A 17,070-nucleotide genomic window follows, 5' to 3' on the forward strand; every position below is an offset into this window, starting at 1 on the left:
CCGGTTGAACGAAAATACTGGAACTGAACTCACGCCAAAACAGCAACGATTCGCCGCAGAGTATTGCGTTGACCTGAATGCCACTGCTGCATACAGGCGCGCTGGCTATAACGCCCGGGGCAACGCAGCTGAGGCCTGCGCCTCCCGGTTGCTAAGCAATGCTAAGGTTCAGCAAGCGATCCGAGAGAAGGAAAGAATAGCAGCAAGCCGATTAGAAGTGACGGCTGAGAACGTACTGCGCGAGGCCTCTGCTCTTGCATTTTCCGACATACGCCGGCTGTTCAATGTAGACGGCTCCCCCAAGTCTATCCAGGAACTCGACGATGCAACCGCTGCAGCTATTTCATCTATCGAAGTGGGAGAAATGCGTTCTGAGGGCAAGGTGATAGGGCGCGTTTGCAAGATCAAGCTCTGGGACAAGAACAGCGCTCAGGAGCGGCTGTTCAAGCACCTCGGCCTTTTCCGGAAGGAAAACAACCCCCAGTCCACCGCCAGCAATATCCAGATATCGTTTGTGTCGGCAGATGGAAAGTGAACCGGGCTACTGGAGCCCGGAAAACTTGATAAAGATTAGCGCCGTCCACTCTCCGTGTTACCGATCAGAAGCCTGGTAAGGGCTGCATGCCCAAACCCGGAGCCGCCGGCGCGACAATTGCAGGCGCGTTCGTCGCATAGGGATTGTTCGGCGAGTCGTTGGAATAGCGCGAACCGTATTGACCGTACGGATTGTTGACGGAGTCGGCTGAATACTCGCTGCCATAACGTCCGTAGGGATTGCTCGTGCTATTCGCGTCGTACTGGTTGCCGCCAAGATTGCCGAGAAACTTACCCGTGGCCGGGTCGATGAGCGCCGGTGGACCAGCTAAAGAGATTTCAAATGCCAAAGCAAGCAGTAATCCGACCAGAAACGATGTGCCTTGTTCATCGTGCTTCTCCTATTGTTTGTCCGTCAGCTACTCCGCAGACCACGACGCCTTAATATTGATGTTACGTCTTTTTGGGTCGATAACTAGTGGACCTTGGTACACCTTTTCTGGTTGACGTGGTGGGAGTTGATGCGGTTGAACCGAGGCGACCTCTACAGGAAGGAGTTGCCGACGCCGCTTGTCGGTACGATCAAGCAACACATATCAAAGTTGCGGAGGATGGCGAGCGTTACCGAATACGTGGACGTACTGTTACCGAATACGTTCCCGTACTGGATAAGCCGGCGCCTTCCCTTTTGACGTTGTTTGTGGGCGATAACACCGCTTTTTAGCACCGGAACGATGCGGAAGTGAAGGAAATATAGGCAAATCGACAGGAAGGTCTCTATACGGGCCGTGGAGCGATTTTCGGCTCTGGTTGAGGTCCATCCCCTCACAGATGCGCAGGATTTTCATACATGCCGCTTTGGAGAGGGGCCGAAACTATAGCAGTGTGAAATAAGCTGTAGTTCGAACACTACGTTCGGTTACGCCGTTCATTGTTTCCAATTCCATTGCCGTCCGATTCCAGGGGTGACTAAGCGGTTTCCCAAGCCCAACACCTGCACGCTTCCGCTGGCGTTAATATGGTAGTTCCGACTTTACGAATGCTCCGCTGAGCCAAGCAGGACGCTCGGGTACTCAACCTTCGCGAGGGCCGCCTCTTGAGACTCTACGGGCAACATTTCTCTCGGAACGGGATGTGCGCTCTGCCAATCCGTCTCGCCTACGTCGAAAAACCTGTCGATCGTTCTCTCGATCACTTCCCGGTTGATTTCGTGCGCCTCTACCACTGCGTGCAATCCGATCCCAAATTCATAGAGTGGATCAAGCTTGAATGATTCGTAGATCAGCGGCGGCTCGTTTTCGATGATTTCGAGCTCCGTTTTCTTTTCGTATTCGCGTAAGGTTAACCCCCCGAAACAGTCATAAGTTTGCGGTACGCGTTCGGCCAGCCTGTAATACATTTCCCCATCCCTCATGAAGGGACCTTCAAACTTCAGTCCGCCCTCATGAGTCTGTTGCTCCTGTGATAGAAGGGAGAACGCCCGTTCGGAGGCGAGTTCACTCGTTCTGTTCCAGAACTCATGAGTTGCGGTATGGATTATCGTGTTCCAGATGGTGGCCCCATCGCTCCCCAGAAAATAGAAATCGAATGATTGCTTATATAGCCTGGGTCGGCCTGGCTCATCGAGCATGAGACGCGAGGTGAATTTCCCTCCGTATGTGCTGGTATCCCGCACAATCTTCCAGCGCAGGCTGACGTACCGGTCCCGTTTCTTGCGCCGTGGCAATTCCGCAAATGGCGTAAAACGTATCAGCCGGTAAAGTACTCGCTTTCTTTTTCTCATCGGTTTATGCGTTGGCTTGCTAAGTTAAAGACAATTGGATTGCTGACCCCGCTGAGTGAATCAATTATTTACGTTCATTGTTTAAAGAAGCCCGCCCCGACGTTCGAGGCTTAACGTCCGAACAATTCGTCGGGCAAGCCTCATGACAGATCTTCAAAATCCATCAGCGCAGATGCCGGCACCTCCAACGTTTCAGCCAATCGGAAAATGTTAAGCAGGGCAATATTGCGCTGACCCCGCTCGATTCCCCCCAGGTAGCTACGGGCCAATCCGCTTTCCAGTGCAAGTTTCTCCTGGGACCAGCCGCGTGCCTTGCGCAGCTGCGCCAGCTTCCTCCCAAACAAGAGCCGGGGATCTGATTGCTTTGCATCTCTGACCATCCCCAGATTGTCTGGATCAGGTTACTATCAGGCCACGCTCTATGAGTGACAATTATACCTATTTCTACTATATTTCCAGCAAACAACATTGATTGGGACATTATGAAAAAGCAGATTCCTCATCCGGCTATCGCGCACCTGAGCAAGACAGAAATGGAGACCCTGAAGTCGGATTACCTCGCTCGAGGGAAAGCGGCCGAGCTGATTGAGCGATTTAAAATCAAATGTACGCCCCACCAGCTATACAGCGTGCTGCCTCCTCGAGTTCTTGATCGGTCTTGCCCCGTTTGTGGATGCGTGATGATTGAGGACTTGCCCAGACGATACAATTTGAATTCACCAGGCTTGGTTCATTGCTCTTCGTGCCGGCATAAGGACAACAACCAATGCGGTTGCCCGTCTTGCACGGAACGATTTTATCGATGGATGAAAGAGGACAGGGCGAGGCGTGAGGCCGAAATAGCTCAGGCGGTTATTGCCGAGCGACGGCAGTATCCTTGCCCAAGTTATTCAATCGAAGAGCTGCCGCTGTCGACAGCGGTAGCGTTTCTTGCGTTCTCGAAGTGCTGCCAGATTGATGAGGATGGGTTCTATGGCAGCCTTGATGAATCCGAGGTGCCTTTTGCGCCAAACGGCTCATACGCCGACGGTCTGCTGGCCTCGCTTCGCAAGGCGGGGTTTATCAGTATCTCAGAGCATTCGCCGCCCGGTACCATTTTGTATGAAGACTCGCGGCTTAACTTCTATCCGCGGCAAGTCTACTGGACAGGAAACACGGAAGAGAACTTGCGGTTGGCTGAGGAAATCGAATCTCGTGCCCTAACCCAAAACTGGCCCGAGCATTGGCGGCCACAGATCGATGCAATCTGCTCCGAGATCGCAATGGCCGAGTGCATGGAATATTACGATTATTGCGCCAAGAAAAGGAGAATACGAATTCCGGGTGATGAGGCAATCACCGCGATGCTGAGGAATATCCTCAGGGACTATTCCGTGGCCCAGTGCTACAACATCATCTGGTATGGGGCGAGCAGTACTTCTGACCTCCTCCGCAGAGAAAAGAAGAGCGAGGCCTATGCAGCGAGGAACGTGGTATTTGCGTGTCAGCGTCGAGCCAATCGGTGCCGAGAAAAGGATTTAAAGGTAATAGCTTTCGAACGATCACCCGATCTTCCGCGCAGCATGATCAGCTACGTGTTATTTGAACTGATCCTTAAAATCGGGGAGCGGGGCTTTACCGAGGTGGTCGGATCGCCTTCCAAAAATGAACCAAGCGAGGCATGGTGATCAAAGGAATACATGGAGAAACCATCCTTTTGCGACCGAAACTTCATATAACTCATTAGCAAGACCGTTTAGTCGGCACTATTCACCTGTGAATCCCAATAGGTATAAGTTACAAGATGAGAGGCAAGCGAGCTACGCGGGTGTCCGATTCTTTGAATGGGCCGTTCTCTTCGGCCCAATAAATGTCAGGTTAGAGTTAAAGACCTTTGCTACCGACCGTCAGGTAATACCAATGTTAAGCCTAATGTGACATGAATCAAGTGTAAAAGTGTCAGGCGTGGTCGTCAGGTTAGGTGTACCCTAATCCGACTGTTCTTGATCGACTTTCTTCACGAAGGCGCACATTTCCTTCGACACTCGTTCCCCCTCTTTCCCTTCCTCGCCCGGTCCTGCGTCTAGTTCCCATGCTCCGCAATGGTCGCACCAGTCGGCATGCAATCCTTGATGATGTTGACCCGGCCCTTGTAGGTTTGCTTTATGTCCCGGACATCAGGCTTCAGTTCGTCTGCCCCACACGATGCGCATATCATAATTTTTCGCCTGGTATTTATCTAGTTGGTGTGTACCTTAAGATGAAAAATTTCTTTTACTTGATCTTTAAAGCCGCTAATTGCTGTGCTTTAAGGGACTAGAAGTTTTGAGAAATTCCGTAATGAGGTTAACAGCAACGCCAACCATGACCACAGGAATGATGAACTTCAGAGCGCGAAGGTTCTCGACCAAGCTGGCTATCACAACCTTTTCGTCGAGTTCTAAGGAGTGAATGCCATTAAATGCATTAATCGAATCATCATATAGGCCGAACAGACCTGATGCGCTAACAAGTAGGTAAAGCGCCCCTATGAGCGGGCAATAGTGCCTGACGCAGTCCTTGTACGGGCCGTCGTAAGTCAGACGAAGCCAATAAATGATCAGAAAGATAAACCATAAGAACGAAGCTGTGCCGACATATATGACGTTGTAGAACATTTTCTGGCTGGACAGTGATAACTGCATTACGAACCCTTCTAACGTGAAAGGTAACAATATCAGAGCAATGCTTACAGTTAGGCTAAAAACTAGGATTATGGGCAGCTCAGGGCTGCGGAGGAGATTACGATTATTGATAGTATTCATGATTGCTCTTATGGTTGCCTACTCCCATGAATGTGCTGCTAACAAGGTAAAACTACTCACACTGTCAGTCATTGTTTCCCCCTGTTAATCAGTCAAAAATTCCATAACCGATTTTAGTGGAAGAAATTCCCTAAAAATTTCCCTTCCTGCTTATCAGAAAGGCTCAGGACGCGTTTTTTTGCCGCTGGCTAGGATTTATCTACATCTATATCGGAAATAATCGCCGTACGCTCAATTTGCCCCTAACGCCCTTTTCCTGCCAAACCGCTTTTGATTTGGTTTTTAGATGGATTTTGAATTTGGTAGCAAGGGCATAGCTCTTGCCTCTTGAGATTTTTTGTTAGGTTAACTGTGCCTTTTTCCGGGTTGAGTTCTATTCGATTCAGGATTTGAGTTATAGGCTCTGTTGCAAAAAATAAGAAGCGAGGTGCACCATTGTGTTTTTTCGAGCAGATCCTCAATGTCAGATTTCAAATGGCGTCATTTCCGTGGGGAGATGATTCTGGGTTGTGTCAGATGGTATTGTAAATACGGGATCAGCTATCGTGATTTGGCGGAAATGATGCTGGAGCGTGGACTTGATGTGGATCATACGACGCTCTACCGTTGGGTTCAGCATTACGCCGCCTGAAATGGAAAAGCGCCTGAGGTGGTACTGGAAACCTTCCATGGGCTACAGTTGGCGGGTGGATGAAACCTACGTAAAAGTAAAAGGGGAATGGACGTATCTCTACCGGGCACTTGATAAAAATCCCATACGATTGATTTCTATCTCTCCGCTACTCGCAATACCCGAGCTGCCAAACGTTTTCTGGGCAAAGCCCTGAAATCCATGAAACCCTGGGCGTACCCCGGTGCTATCAATACCGACAAGGCGCCCGCTTACAGGTCCGCCATTGCCGAATTAAAAGCGGAAGGAAAGTGTCCGCCAGATACCGTGCACCGGCAGGTCAAGTACTTGGACAATATTATCGAAGCTGATCATGGCAAGCTCAAACGCTTGATAAATCCGGTGCGGGGCTTTAAATCGATGAAAACAGCCTACACCACAATCAAAGGTTTCGAGCTCATGCGGATGTTCAAGAAAGGACAGCTGGATATTTGAAATTGGGCCAAGGCCTCACAGGAGAAATCTGGCTCATTGAAAGGCAATTCGGTATCTACAGAACATAATCAATCAGATCACACCCATAGTTCTCTGGTTTGTCCTTTTTTTGCAACAGAGCCTTTGTTATTTCATCGCGTCGAGCTGTCTTTGCGCGTTGGCATGACCCTTTGAAGCAGCCTTGCGATACAACTCTACAGCCTTGACAGCATCCTTCGGCACGCCTTCGCCATTGGCATACATCCGGCCCAGATTGTATTGCGCGTTGGTGTGACTCTGGGTAGCAGCCTTGCGATACCACTCCACAGCTTTGACAGCATCCTTGGGGACGCCTTCACCATTCTCATACATCCGCCCTAGACTGTTTTGCGCGTTGTCATTACCCTGGTCAGCAGCTTTTTGATACCACTCCACGGCTTTGACAGCATCCTTGGGGACGCCTTCACCATTCTCATACATCCGGCCTAGACTGTTTTGCGCGTTGGCATTACCTTGGTCAGCAGCCTTGCGATACCACTCCACGGCTTTGACAGCATCCTTGGGCACGCCTTCGCCATGGGCATAACTCCAGCCGAGGTTGGCTTGCGCGTAGCGGTTATTCTGCTCAGCAGCTTTGAGATACCACCCTATAGCTTTGGCAGGATCCTTGGGCACGCCTTCGCCATCGGCATAACTCGAGCCGAGGCTGTTTTGCGCGTCGGCATTACCCTCTTCAGCAGCTTTCTGATACTTGTGTATTGCTGGGTAATTCGTGTTGTCGTTACCCAGTTCAGTAGACTCCTGATACATAAGTGTAGCTTTCATAGCATCGCCAGAACGCCCCTTGCCGTGCTCTGACTTCTTATCCTGTTTTTTTGTGGGCTCGGACGCTAGCTTTGTAGACGACTTGGCTTGGGTCTCTGAGACAACCTTACTATCTGCTTGCTTTGCAGGTACCTGAGGGTGCGTAGGAACGATTTTTATTGCATCCAGCTGACGTCTTGCCTTAGGATGCCCTTGCTCGGCGGCCTTCCGATACCACTCTCTGGCTTTTTCACTATTCTCTAGAACGCCACCGCTACCATATTGATACATCCAGCCGAGTCTGAATTGCGCACCAGCATTTCCCTGTTCAGCCTCTTTTATCATTGCGGATATTGGATCGTTCTCTGTCTGTGTGAAGCGAGCTGCATCAGGCAACTTCATCGGCTGAGTGGATCCTGAATATTCGTGACCTGTCTCGGTGCTGGGCGATGGACCATTCAAGGTGACAGCTAGTATTATGCCGCCGATAACAACTATTCCTATTAGAAAGAGCACTACAGGATTGCGTAGCACTTCACTCGCTAGGGGGGTTTCTATGCCATTCTCATTCAATTTTCTAATTGGCTTCTGCGGAAATGGGACCGTTTTACCAACAGAGACTTGGGGCGATTCGTTCAACAAAGGCATCACTAATGGAGGGATGTCAGGCGATGGTCGTGTCTCCGTATCGGGATTTTCTGAGATAGCCTCTGCTTGAATCGATGCTAATTTTGGAGGGGCCTTGCTTGTCTCCGCGACAACCTCAGACGCTGGCTTGGCCTGTTTCCTAGGGCTCTTATTAAGCCGCACCTTTCTTATCTGAACCCACTGCAGCACAAAATCCACAGCGTCGATCTTTTTATCGCGGAGTGTGTCAAGCAGTACATCGCGCGCTTTATCACTTACCGACAAGCTATCGGTCGGACGGCTGATGAGCGTCAGGGCTTCAGTTAAAATTTTGGTGGTTATCCGATTTTCCTTGGCTAACTCGAACAGGAATTCCCGTAATTCCTCGGCACGTTCTTTACGTGGTAGGCGGCCGCTGTTAGCAATAATGAAATGCCCACGTGTGTCTACACTCCACTTAGTTGGCTCCTGGTGGCTTTCCTCACGCACACGCATGTACAAGTAGTCGTAGAGCTCGTCTGCGGTAATGGTTCCGTCCCGGTTCATATCCGCGTCTCCGGACTCTATGCCAGCGATCAGGTGCTTGGTGAAGACGCTATGCTGATCTGTTTCTTTTTCCAAGGCAGTTTGTATGCCTGTGGAAGCGGTCATGATGTAAGTGCCACGTCCCTCCCTAGCTGCGACCTGAAGTTGGTCGTCGACCGAGCCTTTGGTAAAGGCTCCGCCAATGGCGCCGCTGAAGCAGCAATCCAGAATAATAACCACCCGTTGAGATTGCGACGCATCCACGAAATCGCGAATACTGCGCACCGGGACTGCTGATGACTCAAGCTCGTCCAATACAGTATCAAACGCGGCCAGATGGAGCTGGCCAGCTCGATTGAGCTTGCCATGTCCTGAGTAGTACAGAACTACCAGGTCATCTCGACCAGCACGGTTGAGCGTACGTTGAATATTACGAATAATCTCAAACTGCGGACGGTTTTTGAGGACAGATACGTCGCTGAAGCAACCGCGTTCTGGCGAGCGCAACACCGCTGCCAAGCCGTCCACATCCTTCTCTGGGGCACTCAGAGGCAGCAGCTTCGGTTCATCGGGAAAGATGCTGCTTCCGATCAAGACTGCATACCGGGCGCCAGCCATGGCTAATTTCGGAAGAGATCGTTTACGCGCGCTATAGTGTTATCAATTTGCTCAGGCTTCATGTTCTGAGCAGAGATAGTTATCTCAGGCCCGCTAGGTCGCTTGATATTAATGGTGAAGTTGGAGGCACGATCGAAATAGGCTTTGAGCACCCCGATCAGTGCTACCGCCGCGCCGCCACTAGAGAAAAGGGTAAGCACAATCTCCCCTAAAATAGACGAAGCACCCTTAGCGCCCGATGTTGGCCGATGTTCTGGTATTTGTGCCGTAATGTCAGTTTCGCTGCCAATTGTTTGAGCCAACTGGCGGGTGAGATCGTGCATTTCCTCGTCTGAAAGCGAGTGGCTGGCGACTTGCAGGGTTAGGTCCATAATATTGAAATTGAGTTATTCTTTTAAAAGAGGGGAGGTTATAGGCGAATAAATGATGCGGGGGAAAGAAATTATCGTCAAGGAAAATAATATAACCCGTTACTTCGTCTCAATTTGTAGCAAGAATCTCTTTTAGATGCTGAGGCCCTTGGCGGTTGCCTTGGGCCGAAGTCTTGACTCACAGGCCAAGGTGAGGCAGTAAGGACGATGCTGGAGCAAACGGGAATCTCGCCGCACCGGCCTGCCTGCTTGTGGAGCTATCACGTACGGTGATGGACCGATCAGGAGTAAGGACAACGGATAAAAGCAGCCAGCCTTCGCCTGTCTTGAATTAGTTCAGCTTATCGGCACGAGCAAAATGCTCCGTTCTTGTTCGGGTCAGCACGGTTTATCCCCAGTGAGCGTGCGTAATATCGGCATTTTTCCGATTGTTCAAATCTGCCGCACATTGCTGTTTTTTCGCTATTGCCAAGGGGGAGTAGGAGAAGAACCTGCCCATAATCCCAGTTTCTCTACTTTTGCCACATGCTCCAAAACATATAGATCATGGTCCTTGGCATAGCGCCGGTACACCCACGCCATGCCGCGACTAACCTGCTCGGCATTAGCATCGACGCCGGCGCATTTAACACGGGCCACGATTCGCTGATACCGATCTTTTACACGAGATGAGATTTCCGCCTCCTTGCCGAAACATAAATCCGATAGCGATTGCTTCGATTTGGACCCGAACGGCTGGCTCTTCTCAGGTGCATCGATCTCGGCCAAACGAATCCTGTGCTGCTGCTTGGACGCGGTCAGAACTGTCAAAGTGTCCCCGTCGGCGATGCCGACGACTCGACCATTGAATGTTTCTGCTTGTGCGGCTGATATAAATAAGCCTAATGCCGCAATAGCTACAAGTCTAAATGCCAGTTTCAAATGTGACATCCTGGGCAGTGATAAAGATATGTCCTGACGATTCGTTCAAATAAATCTGTCATGAAGAATCATATCCGCAATGGGGTATGAATTTCGATCATGATCCACCGCGCATTTTTTGCTCGATAGACCGCAGTGTATTCTGGATTTCGCGCTCTCGTAGCTCAGGATCAACGTCCTGGATGTACTCCACCGCAGAAAAGTCATCTCCGCGCTTCCTGTTCTGTGGGGGTTCGAGAGACTCGATCAAAAGTGCTTCAAGCGTACCAATCATTGACGCAAGGCTTGCTACCAGAGGAAGTTCGCGGAGATCGCCTTCCGGTGTGACATCGAGCAATCCGAACCAGGAGAATCGGTTCCAGCGACTCCCAAGCCGATCAATGGTGTGCTCATAAAGCCTTCGTCCAACCGGCCTGTCGATCGATCGGCCGATGTATACAACCGTATGGTGGTCGTAGAGGATGTAGATACCCTTCTGCTTGCTAAAATCGACAGGCTTTGCCATAGCCTGTTGCTTGCCAAATAACCTCGGGTCGCCGCGCCACACAACCAGATCCCGTTGCCAATACATGCCGAATGACCGAATGATTGAATCGGAATTCTCAACTTCGGCTTCAGTTACTGCAATATCCGTACTAGGACGGGTAAGTACTGGTTGGACGGTGACAGGGTCTGCTTTCGCCATTTCTTTAAGACCGAAGAGTCCTCTTCCAACCTTCACGAAAGGTGATGCTGAACCCTCGCGCTTGATCGACCCCGTTATCTGAGCATTTACTGTGGCCCGCGGCGTTGCGCCATCCGTCTCGTAGTAGCCGCCCGTAAGAATTCGTTCAGCAATTTCCGCATATTCAAGCGGGTTCTGTGCTTCGCGCAAAACTCGAATAATGGCCTCACGCCACGTTCTTTCCAAAATAGTCTCCTAGTTAAGTTTTATGCGTTAGCAATTACGCCCTTAATAATGCATTTACGCCAATCAGATGCAGTTATGGCAGTATCCACTTTTGTAGGAACATGTGGCATTAAGGACCCAAGCCATTAATGATACTGATATGAACAAAGTAGATGTGAATGATCAAGGTAAAGCTTGGCTATCAAATGGGATAAATACTCTATCTGGCATTGCTCTCGGTAGCGCCGGTGTTCTGGCCACGAGTATTGACGGAGGGGCGTTAATAGGTCTTATTGGAGGGTTATCCCCCATTGCCGGAGACTATATAGCTCGCAGTTTATCCCTCAAGGAACATGAAAGGGTCGAAACCGCCGCAACCACAGCAGTTCGGGAAATTGGCATTAACATGGCTGCGGGCATGAGGCTAAGAACGGATGATTTCTTTAAGGCTGTCGGGGGGCGTCCCGCAGCTGAGGAAATATTTGAAGGTGTGCTCAGTATCGCTCGGTCTGAGTATGAAGAAAACAAGCTTCCCTATTTGGCAAATCTCTATGCTTCCATCCCTTTTGACCCCTCTATCTCAAGAGGAGAGGCAAATCGGTTAATTCAGCAACTCGAGTTATTGACGTATCAAAAAATGTGCATCCTTGCGCTGCTTTCCAGAGAATGTGGTTTTGAGGGCCTACACAAGGAATGTCTACATAACATGAAAATATGGCCTGAAGAGCTTCCTGCCCTCATGCAAGACTGCATTGACCTTGAAAACCAGGGACTGTTAACCCAAGTCGATTATGAACAGAGTCCTAGCAATGGCCCTCATTCCTGGGCATTCGTCGTTCCGGCGCTTCTCCGGATTGCGGAGCCCAGCGGTAAGCTAATCGACTTAGCAAAGCTCTCCCAAATTCCAGAAACTGACATTCAACATATTCGGCAGATAATAAAAACATGAGCTTCAGCACTGATCAAAGACAGGCTTGCCCTGCCTAAGATCCGCTCACTTAATCTGTGTCTGCCGCCAATAGAGTTTTACCTCTTTGCCCAACTCAAACCCCGCAGTGGCAACAGCAGCCGAGAGAATGGCAGGCATCTGCCTCGGATTGAGGTTCGTGTCCACATACCAATCGTCCACTAGAGGCCGTCCATGTCGGGAAGCAAATGCCGGTGTCTGACCCGGGAACAACTCCGCGAGGGTTCTAGCAACATAGGGCCGGATCCTGCTATCCCGACCCATTGCGCGTGCCATTGCTTCTCGGCGATCCGGAAAGTCAGTCCACAAGTACCGTAGGAGGTCGATATGAATACTAATCTTGTTCCAGCGCGCATACACTATTCCTCGATACTCAAAGCCACGGCTAATTGTTTTCATCACAGGTCGTGCGGGAAAAGACTGAGGTCGCGTAATGATTTCTAACTCTGCAAGCAGAGCTTCAAGACGACATTCGAGTATCGCTAACCATTGAGGCCTCGTTAGCCACTGTGAACACGCTTTGATAATGGACTCGATCAATTCCAGTTCCAGCATTGGAAACTGCGATGATGGGCTGCCGGAAGGTTGTATTTGCATTATTTTCTCCAGAGGCGACGGGTGCGGTGCCCGACTGTAATCGTTCGACCGTCCGTACTTTTTATCTTAAAAGCATCGAGCCATTCAGCGAGCCGTGAAACCACGCGCCGGCCTAGGTCACGCTCCATATTTCTGATGCTGTTCTTGTTGAGGTAGAGGGTGATGGCACCGCGGCCGTCATGTTCTTCCTGTCCGTACAGGTCGAGCAGTTGCTCGATCATTGGCGGAATTCCGCGTTGCTGCGCCCGAACTTCGGCATGCTTGGTGTTTATGGCTAGAGTTCCAGCGATGCGAGTAGCTCGTCGAGCTTAGCGCAATATTCTTTTTCAGCTTCGTTGCCGGGAATACGCCAATCGGGCATGTAACAATTCAAGCCAAGCAGATTCTTGCGGTCAAAGATAACCGTATACAGGTTATCCGTCGGCGTGATTATCTTTGTGTTGATGTCACGCTTAACCCGAATATTTTTGCCGCTCGTGGGCTCGATGTAGTCCTCTAACCCTTCATCTTTAGTGTACATATCCAGTCCGCTGCGGATCGCCCAAAACGGATCGATTGTGGACTCTAGCGGATAAAAAACGTTGTTGAAGAACGGGCCCTCGTGCTTGAGCCCGCTCCAGACCTCGGTGCGCCATTTATCCTCAACAGTTCCGAAGAACAACCTATCTATATTTTTAGGAGAGGCTGCGAGTAGTAGGAAAAAACGATTAAAAAAAGCATCACGCACGATGCGTTTCCGACTACAGATCTCATTAAGGCGTGTTGTCAGCTCGGGTGAAAGCGCCAAGCTCACAAGTTTGCGGTCAAGCTGATCAAGCTGACCTAAGACATAGTCGTAGCTCGCCTGGGAGTTCGGGATAGAAACTTCTTCATCAAGCCAGTTCAACTCAACTTCAAGGACCTTGTTCAGGTACGCATCGCGACGAAGGCATGCGGCCTCCATCTTTTTGTCGAACGCCTCAATAATGGGACGCCATATCTTGACGGAGATTTTAGGGACCGTTTTTAGCAGCTTATCTTCCATATTTGTTCCTGTGTGTATATCGTAGGAACACTATAAATTAACACAAAGTTATTGTCCAAAGAATTTGGATAATATCTATAAATATTTCTCTTTATATAGTTGATGAACACTTGGAGCCCTACCTCCGCGTTGTATTCATTCCGTATTGAGAGCTTTGATAAAACGGCTTTTAAGCCCGCTAGAGCGGTTAAATTAGAAGAGGATTTTCCTAGGTTTGATGTAGAAATGCGCCCTGCGGCCTTGTAGACGCATTTTAAGGGCATCGGCGCTTGAGGTTCCAACGGTACCCCACTCTAGCGGGGCAGTGGATGGCTCCCTCCAATGGACGAGCTGTCGGATTACAGACATTCCTCCGTATCCGGCTAATGCCAGTCTTCAGCTCCTGGCATCTATAATGGATTCTCGATTAACCGCCTGGAAACGGATTACACAAACCATGAACAAAAAAGAACTCGTTGATGCAATGGCTGCAAAGACAGACTCAAGCGTTGCCGCTGCCGACCGCGCACTGAACGCACTCACGGAAATTATTTCCGAGTCGCTAAAAAAAGGGGAGTCGCTGTCGTTGCCCGGCTTTGGAACGTTCGAAGTACGTGATCGTGCGGCACGTAATGGCCGCAACCCCAAGACCGGCGAGGAATTGACAATTGCCGGATCGAGGGTTGCAGCATTCGGGCCAGGTGCGGCGCGCAAGGCAGCGATCAATGGGAGCGGAAAGTAAGAGCCGGCAGCAGTAAAGCACATTCGGTTTCAGCCGCTCTCACTTACAGGCGTCAGCAAGTGCTTGCCGTTGTTGTTCGGATCGACCCGGTTTACTGCCCGGTCCACTTTCCACCAGACGAATTGTTCCGTCGGGATTGATCTTGTCTGCGCGATATAAGCGGCCTCTTCAATTGGCGTGTCGAGATTGATCCAGAGCAACGCATCCTCCGGCTGTAGCACTACCGGCCTTCGGTCGTGAACGTCGACCATTCCGGCTCCTGAGTCTTCAGTCACGATCACGAAACCTGTTTCGACCGTTTGCTCCACGTCCGGCCGAAAATTAGTCAGCCCAGCCATGAAAATTGGCTGATCCGTTCGCTTTGTAACGTACCAGGGCTGCTTCTTCCCGTTCTCGACGGTCCATTCATACCAGCCACCTGCCGGTATGATTACCCGTCCTTCCCTGAACATGTGCCGGAAATATCTACCCGTTAGCGCCTTCTCCACCCGGGCATTAATCCACGGTTTCGTCTTCACAGTGGCCTCTTGAGGGGTTCGATAGCCCCAGTTCATCCCGATGAACAGTAACTCGCCGTTGTGGAGCATGATCATCCATGGCCGTTGCCCAGGTGCAACATTGTAGGAAGGGCTACTGTCACCTAGCGTTCTGAGCTGTTCGCTGATATGGGCGCTAAGCGCATCGGCGTAATAGCGTGGCGTCTCGGATTGTTCAAACCGGCCACACATATCGATTAATGCTCGGTCTTCTCATCCAGCCCCTGGATAACGCTGCCCAGCACGCCGACCAGCGTCTCCATGCCCTGAACAACTAGCTCCCGCTGCTGTTCACTAAGCTCAGCCTGATCGGCCATGAACATTCCGTCTCCTAGCGGCAATTCCCCGTATTGCATTTTGTAGTGAGCAAGGTTCATCGCGAGTATTCGTCCGCACTCGGCCAACTCCTCCTTGTCAGCGAGCTGAACCAGCTTCTCGACAAGTGCCATGTATTGCTCGACCTTGGAAAGATCAGGCATAGCGGAGCCATTGATGAGCGGGGTGCCGCACAGATTGCCTCCACTTCCATGGTGGCATGGGCGAGGGCTCGCTCCATAACCCGCGCCCTGCTACTTTCGCATCATGCTGCAGCACGTAGAGGTTATGATCCTTGGCGTATTTGCGATACACCCAGGCCATGCCACGGTTCACCTGTTCTGCATTGGCATCAACGCCGTCACAGATAACACGGGCAACAGTGCGCCCGTACCGATCCTTCGCTCGAGGTTTGATCTGAGCCTGCTTCCCGAAACACAATTCCGAGAGCGATTGTTTCGAGTTCGTACCAAATGGCTGCCGAGCTTCGGGTGCATCGATCTCCGCGAGCCGGATCTTTATCTGCTGCTTATTTTCGTTCAGGACGGTTAAGGTGTCACCGTCACTGATACCGATTACCGTTGCGAGAAAGAGAGCGGATAGCATTAGCTTGACGGCATTACTTCTTCAATGCAATGACCTGATCAACTCGGCTTTCTCCGTCATAGCGGACTTCATAGGCCATTTCGTCGCCGCTGAACGTGCCTTCCACTGGCGTCCCGATAACCTCCCACAACCCGAATGTCAGGACGTCGGCAGCACCGTGAAAGACCGCCCTGCCTGCCTTGGCCCCGGCGCTATAACCCTGAACGAATTTGTATATCTCAAACTTCTTGCCATCTCGTAGCTCGCTCACTGTTGGCATTCCAAATTCGGCGAGCAGCATACTTCGAGGGGTACCTATGTTGAATAAATCGACATTCTTTTTATCTGGCTGCTTCGCTGCCATGAAAACAGAACAGCTTGTAAGCATAATTGCAAAAAGAGCAATAACCGTAAACCGAACAATTGTCACTTATACCGTCCTGGGGTGCCGACATCGAACGCTGCCGTGTGCGCAGCTACATCTTCACTGAAGGTGCGCGCATTTCCTATTGGACTGAAGTACGGGTAATCCGGGATAGCCAACGTGTACTCGTCACAAGCAAGTTTTGTTTCCCGGTCCCCTCGCGCATTCGCGGACACGTGCATGGCTCCGCACGGTATGACATCATCGCCTGTACACAGTAGTCTTCAACCGAGCCGCGTTCGGATCCGCATTGGGTATCAGCGGAACGCGCGCCACCTTCTTTTCGAATAGCCGGAGATGTCCGTGCCTCAGATGCGTACGGTGAATGGCATGTTGCCCACTCGCCGCGCTGCTTTCTCTGCCCCAAAATCCTCAATTCATCAATGGTTTTACTAAGGGAAACGCTTAGTAAAAAACCAGAGTTTCCCCAATATATTCCTTACATTAACTGCGGTAGGATGGCATCACTTACTTTATGGGGTGCCACCATGAAAACAAAACTGGGAAATGTCTTCGCAGCGTGGTCCATGATTGGTATCTTGTGCTCAGCAAGCTCATCAGTCTTGGCGATGCAGCCGATTGACACGTCGGAAATTCGTGCTGCCGCTCAGAGTGCCGCCACCTCCAGCGAGCATGAATTCGTAGCGAAATACTATGAAAAGGCCGCTGCCCAGCTGCAGGCAAAGATGAAGGAGCAGAAAGAGCTGCTGGAGCAATATGAAAGCAGGAGCTACCTCTACGGCCGGCAAGCTCAGGATCTTCAGTCGCATACCTTGGCCCTGGTCCGTGATTATGAGAAAAGCGTGGAAGCAAGTACCAAGGAAGCAGCCCTGCACCGGCAAATGGCTGCCAGGCTTCTTCAAAATCACGCAGCCAACACGCAATTGCCTGGATCCGCAGGGGGACTGTAGCAACTCTGTAAGAACCGCCCGCGCGCTGGCTTGGGAGAGACCAATGGAACT

The 17,070-nt window shown here is 50.7% G+C and carries 23 protein-coding genes and 1 pseudogene; 7 read left to right on the plus strand and 17 right to left on the minus strand.

Going from position 1 to position 17,070, the window contains the following annotated elements; all coding sequences use genetic code 11:
- Positions 1 to 4: 4 nt before the first annotated feature.
- Positions 5 to 535 carry a terminase small subunit gene (locus R5L00_RS10280; RefSeq protein ID WP_317651512.1) on the plus strand — a complete coding sequence of 177 codons (531 nt, stop codon included), beginning with the start codon at positions 5 to 7 and terminating at the stop codon, positions 533 to 535.
- A gap of 64 nt (positions 536 to 599) precedes the next feature.
- Here the strand turns inward: R5L00_RS10280 and R5L00_RS10285 are convergent, their stop codons facing one another.
- Complete coding sequence (locus R5L00_RS10285) at positions 600 to 884, minus strand: hypothetical protein (RefSeq protein WP_317651513.1); 285 nt, start codon at positions 882 to 884, stop codon at positions 600 to 602.
- A 128-nt stretch (positions 885 to 1,012) separates the two neighbouring features.
- Here R5L00_RS10285 and R5L00_RS10290 point away from each other — a divergent pair, with 128 nt between their 5' ends.
- Positions 1,013 to 1,258, plus strand: coding sequence for a hypothetical protein (locus R5L00_RS10290; RefSeq protein ID WP_317651514.1), 246 nt, complete (start codon positions 1,013 to 1,015; stop codon positions 1,256 to 1,258).
- A 309-nt stretch (positions 1,259 to 1,567) separates the two neighbouring features.
- Here R5L00_RS10290 and R5L00_RS10295 read toward each other — a convergent pair whose 3' ends face one another.
- Together R5L00_RS10295 and R5L00_RS10300 are read right to left on the minus strand one after the other, a co-directional pair.
- Complete coding sequence (locus R5L00_RS10295; RefSeq protein ID WP_317651515.1) at positions 1,568 to 2,317, minus strand: hypothetical protein; 750 nt, start codon at positions 2,315 to 2,317, stop codon at positions 1,568 to 1,570.
- A 140-nt stretch (positions 2,318 to 2,457) separates the two neighbouring features.
- Positions 2,458 to 2,697 carry a helix-turn-helix transcriptional regulator gene (locus tag R5L00_RS10300; RefSeq protein ID WP_317651517.1) on the minus strand — a complete coding sequence of 80 codons (240 nt, stop codon included), beginning with the start codon at positions 2,695 to 2,697 and terminating at the stop codon, positions 2,458 to 2,460.
- Between the two features lie 426 nt (positions 2,698 to 3,123).
- Between R5L00_RS10300 and R5L00_RS10305 the strand changes: the two genes are divergently transcribed.
- Positions 3,124 to 3,984: a hypothetical protein gene (locus R5L00_RS10305; protein ID WP_317651518.1), complete on the plus strand. Its 861-nt coding sequence runs from the start codon at positions 3,124 to 3,126 to the stop codon at positions 3,982 to 3,984.
- Positions 3,985 to 4,379: 395 nt separating this feature from the next.
- Here R5L00_RS10305 and R5L00_RS10310 read toward each other — a convergent pair whose 3' ends face one another.
- Entirely contained in the window at positions 4,380 to 4,514 is a 135-nt protein-coding gene (locus tag R5L00_RS10310; protein ID WP_317651520.1) for a hypothetical protein, read from the minus strand.
- 76 nt (positions 4,515 to 4,590) lie between these two features.
- Complete coding sequence (locus R5L00_RS10315) at positions 4,591 to 5,100, minus strand: hypothetical protein (RefSeq protein ID WP_317651521.1); 510 nt, start codon at positions 5,098 to 5,100, stop codon at positions 4,591 to 4,593.
- A gap of 460 nt (positions 5,101 to 5,560) precedes the next feature.
- Between R5L00_RS10315 and R5L00_RS10320 the strand changes: the two are divergent.
- Positions 5,561 to 6,273, plus strand: a pseudogene (locus tag R5L00_RS10320) (IS6 family transposase).
- Positions 6,274 to 6,331: 58 nt separating this feature from the next.
- Here R5L00_RS10320 and R5L00_RS10325 read toward each other — a convergent pair.
- The 4 genes from R5L00_RS10325 to R5L00_RS10340 all read right to left on the minus strand — a co-directional run bounded on the left by R5L00_RS10325 (position 6,332) and on the right by R5L00_RS10340 (position 10,960).
- A complete protein-coding gene (locus R5L00_RS10325; protein ID WP_317651522.1) occupies positions 6,332 to 8,758 on the minus strand; it encodes a caspase, EACC1-associated type in 2,427 nt (808 codons plus the stop codon).
- Between the two features lie 2 nt (positions 8,759 to 8,760).
- The gene (locus R5L00_RS10330) at positions 8,761 to 9,081 is read right to left on the minus strand and encodes an effector-associated constant component EACC1 (RefSeq protein WP_317651523.1); all 321 of its coding nucleotides are present in this window, start codon (positions 9,079 to 9,081) and stop codon (positions 8,761 to 8,763) included.
- A 510-nt stretch (positions 9,082 to 9,591) separates the two neighbouring features.
- Positions 9,592 to 10,050 carry a thermonuclease family protein gene (locus R5L00_RS10335; protein ID WP_317651525.1) on the minus strand — a complete coding sequence of 153 codons (459 nt, stop codon included), beginning with the start codon at positions 10,048 to 10,050 and terminating at the stop codon, positions 9,592 to 9,594.
- A 97-nt stretch (positions 10,051 to 10,147) separates the two neighbouring features.
- Positions 10,148 to 10,960: an HTH domain-containing protein gene (locus R5L00_RS10340; RefSeq protein WP_317651527.1), complete on the minus strand. Its 813-nt coding sequence runs from the start codon at positions 10,958 to 10,960 to the stop codon at positions 10,148 to 10,150.
- Between the two features lie 139 nt (positions 10,961 to 11,099).
- On the opposite strand from R5L00_RS10340, the gene R5L00_RS10345 reads away from it, so the two are divergent.
- A complete protein-coding gene (locus R5L00_RS10345; protein ID WP_317651529.1) occupies positions 11,100 to 11,888 on the plus strand; it encodes a hypothetical protein in 789 nt (262 codons plus the stop codon).
- 45 nt (positions 11,889 to 11,933) lie between these two features.
- Here the strand turns inward: R5L00_RS10345 and R5L00_RS10350 are convergent, their stop codons facing one another.
- From R5L00_RS10350 to R5L00_RS10360, 3 genes are read right to left on the minus strand one after another with little or no spacing between them, the layout of a single operon-like run.
- Complete coding sequence (locus R5L00_RS10350; protein ID WP_317651531.1) at positions 11,934 to 12,503, minus strand: hypothetical protein; 570 nt, start codon at positions 12,501 to 12,503, stop codon at positions 11,934 to 11,936.
- Positions 12,503 to 12,724, minus strand: a complete 222-nt coding sequence (locus R5L00_RS10355; RefSeq protein ID WP_317651533.1) for a hypothetical protein — start codon at positions 12,722 to 12,724, stop codon at positions 12,503 to 12,505. The genes R5L00_RS10350 and R5L00_RS10355 overlap by 1 nt, the downstream gene beginning before the upstream one ends.
- Positions 12,725 to 12,777: 53 nt before the next feature.
- The gene (locus tag R5L00_RS10360; protein WP_317651535.1) at positions 12,778 to 13,527 is read right to left on the minus strand and encodes a hypothetical protein; all 750 of its coding nucleotides are present in this window, start codon (positions 13,525 to 13,527) and stop codon (positions 12,778 to 12,780) included.
- Between the two features lie 436 nt (positions 13,528 to 13,963).
- On the opposite strand from R5L00_RS10360, the gene R5L00_RS10365 reads away from it, so the two are divergent.
- Positions 13,964 to 14,248, plus strand: a complete 285-nt coding sequence (locus tag R5L00_RS10365) for an HU family DNA-binding protein (RefSeq protein WP_317651537.1) — start codon at positions 13,964 to 13,966, stop codon at positions 14,246 to 14,248.
- 29 nt (positions 14,249 to 14,277) lie between these two features.
- On the opposite strand, the gene R5L00_RS10370 is transcribed toward R5L00_RS10365, so the two are convergent.
- From R5L00_RS10370 to R5L00_RS10390, 5 genes are all read right to left on the minus strand, one after another.
- The gene (locus R5L00_RS10370) at positions 14,278 to 14,976 is read right to left on the minus strand and encodes an SOS response-associated peptidase (protein WP_317651539.1); all 699 of its coding nucleotides are present in this window, start codon (positions 14,974 to 14,976) and stop codon (positions 14,278 to 14,280) included.
- Positions 14,977 to 14,981: 5 nt separating this feature from the next.
- A complete protein-coding gene (locus R5L00_RS10375; protein WP_317651541.1) occupies positions 14,982 to 15,263 on the minus strand; it encodes a hypothetical protein in 282 nt (93 codons plus the stop codon).
- Entirely contained in the window at positions 15,256 to 15,705 is a 450-nt protein-coding gene (locus R5L00_RS10380; RefSeq protein ID WP_317651543.1) for a thermonuclease family protein, read from the minus strand. The genes R5L00_RS10375 and R5L00_RS10380 overlap by 8 nt, the downstream gene beginning before the upstream one ends.
- A 13-nt stretch (positions 15,706 to 15,718) precedes the next feature.
- On the minus strand, positions 15,719 to 15,955 hold the full coding sequence (locus R5L00_RS10385; RefSeq protein ID WP_317651545.1) for a hypothetical protein: 237 nt from the start codon (positions 15,953 to 15,955) through the stop codon (positions 15,719 to 15,721).
- Positions 15,956 to 16,110: 155 nt separating this feature from the next.
- Positions 16,111 to 16,284, minus strand: coding sequence for a hypothetical protein (locus tag R5L00_RS10390; protein WP_317651547.1), 174 nt, complete (start codon positions 16,282 to 16,284; stop codon positions 16,111 to 16,113).
- A 312-nt stretch (positions 16,285 to 16,596) separates the two neighbouring features.
- Between R5L00_RS10390 and R5L00_RS10395 the strand changes: the two genes are divergently transcribed.
- Positions 16,597 to 17,019, plus strand: coding sequence for a hypothetical protein (locus R5L00_RS10395; protein ID WP_317651548.1), 423 nt, complete (start codon positions 16,597 to 16,599; stop codon positions 17,017 to 17,019).
- Positions 17,020 to 17,070 lie beyond the last annotated feature (51 nt).

The sequence above is a fragment of the Nitrosospira sp. Is2 genome (assembly GCF_033095785.1).
GTDB lineage: Bacteria > Pseudomonadota > Gammaproteobacteria > Burkholderiales > Nitrosomonadaceae > Nitrosospira.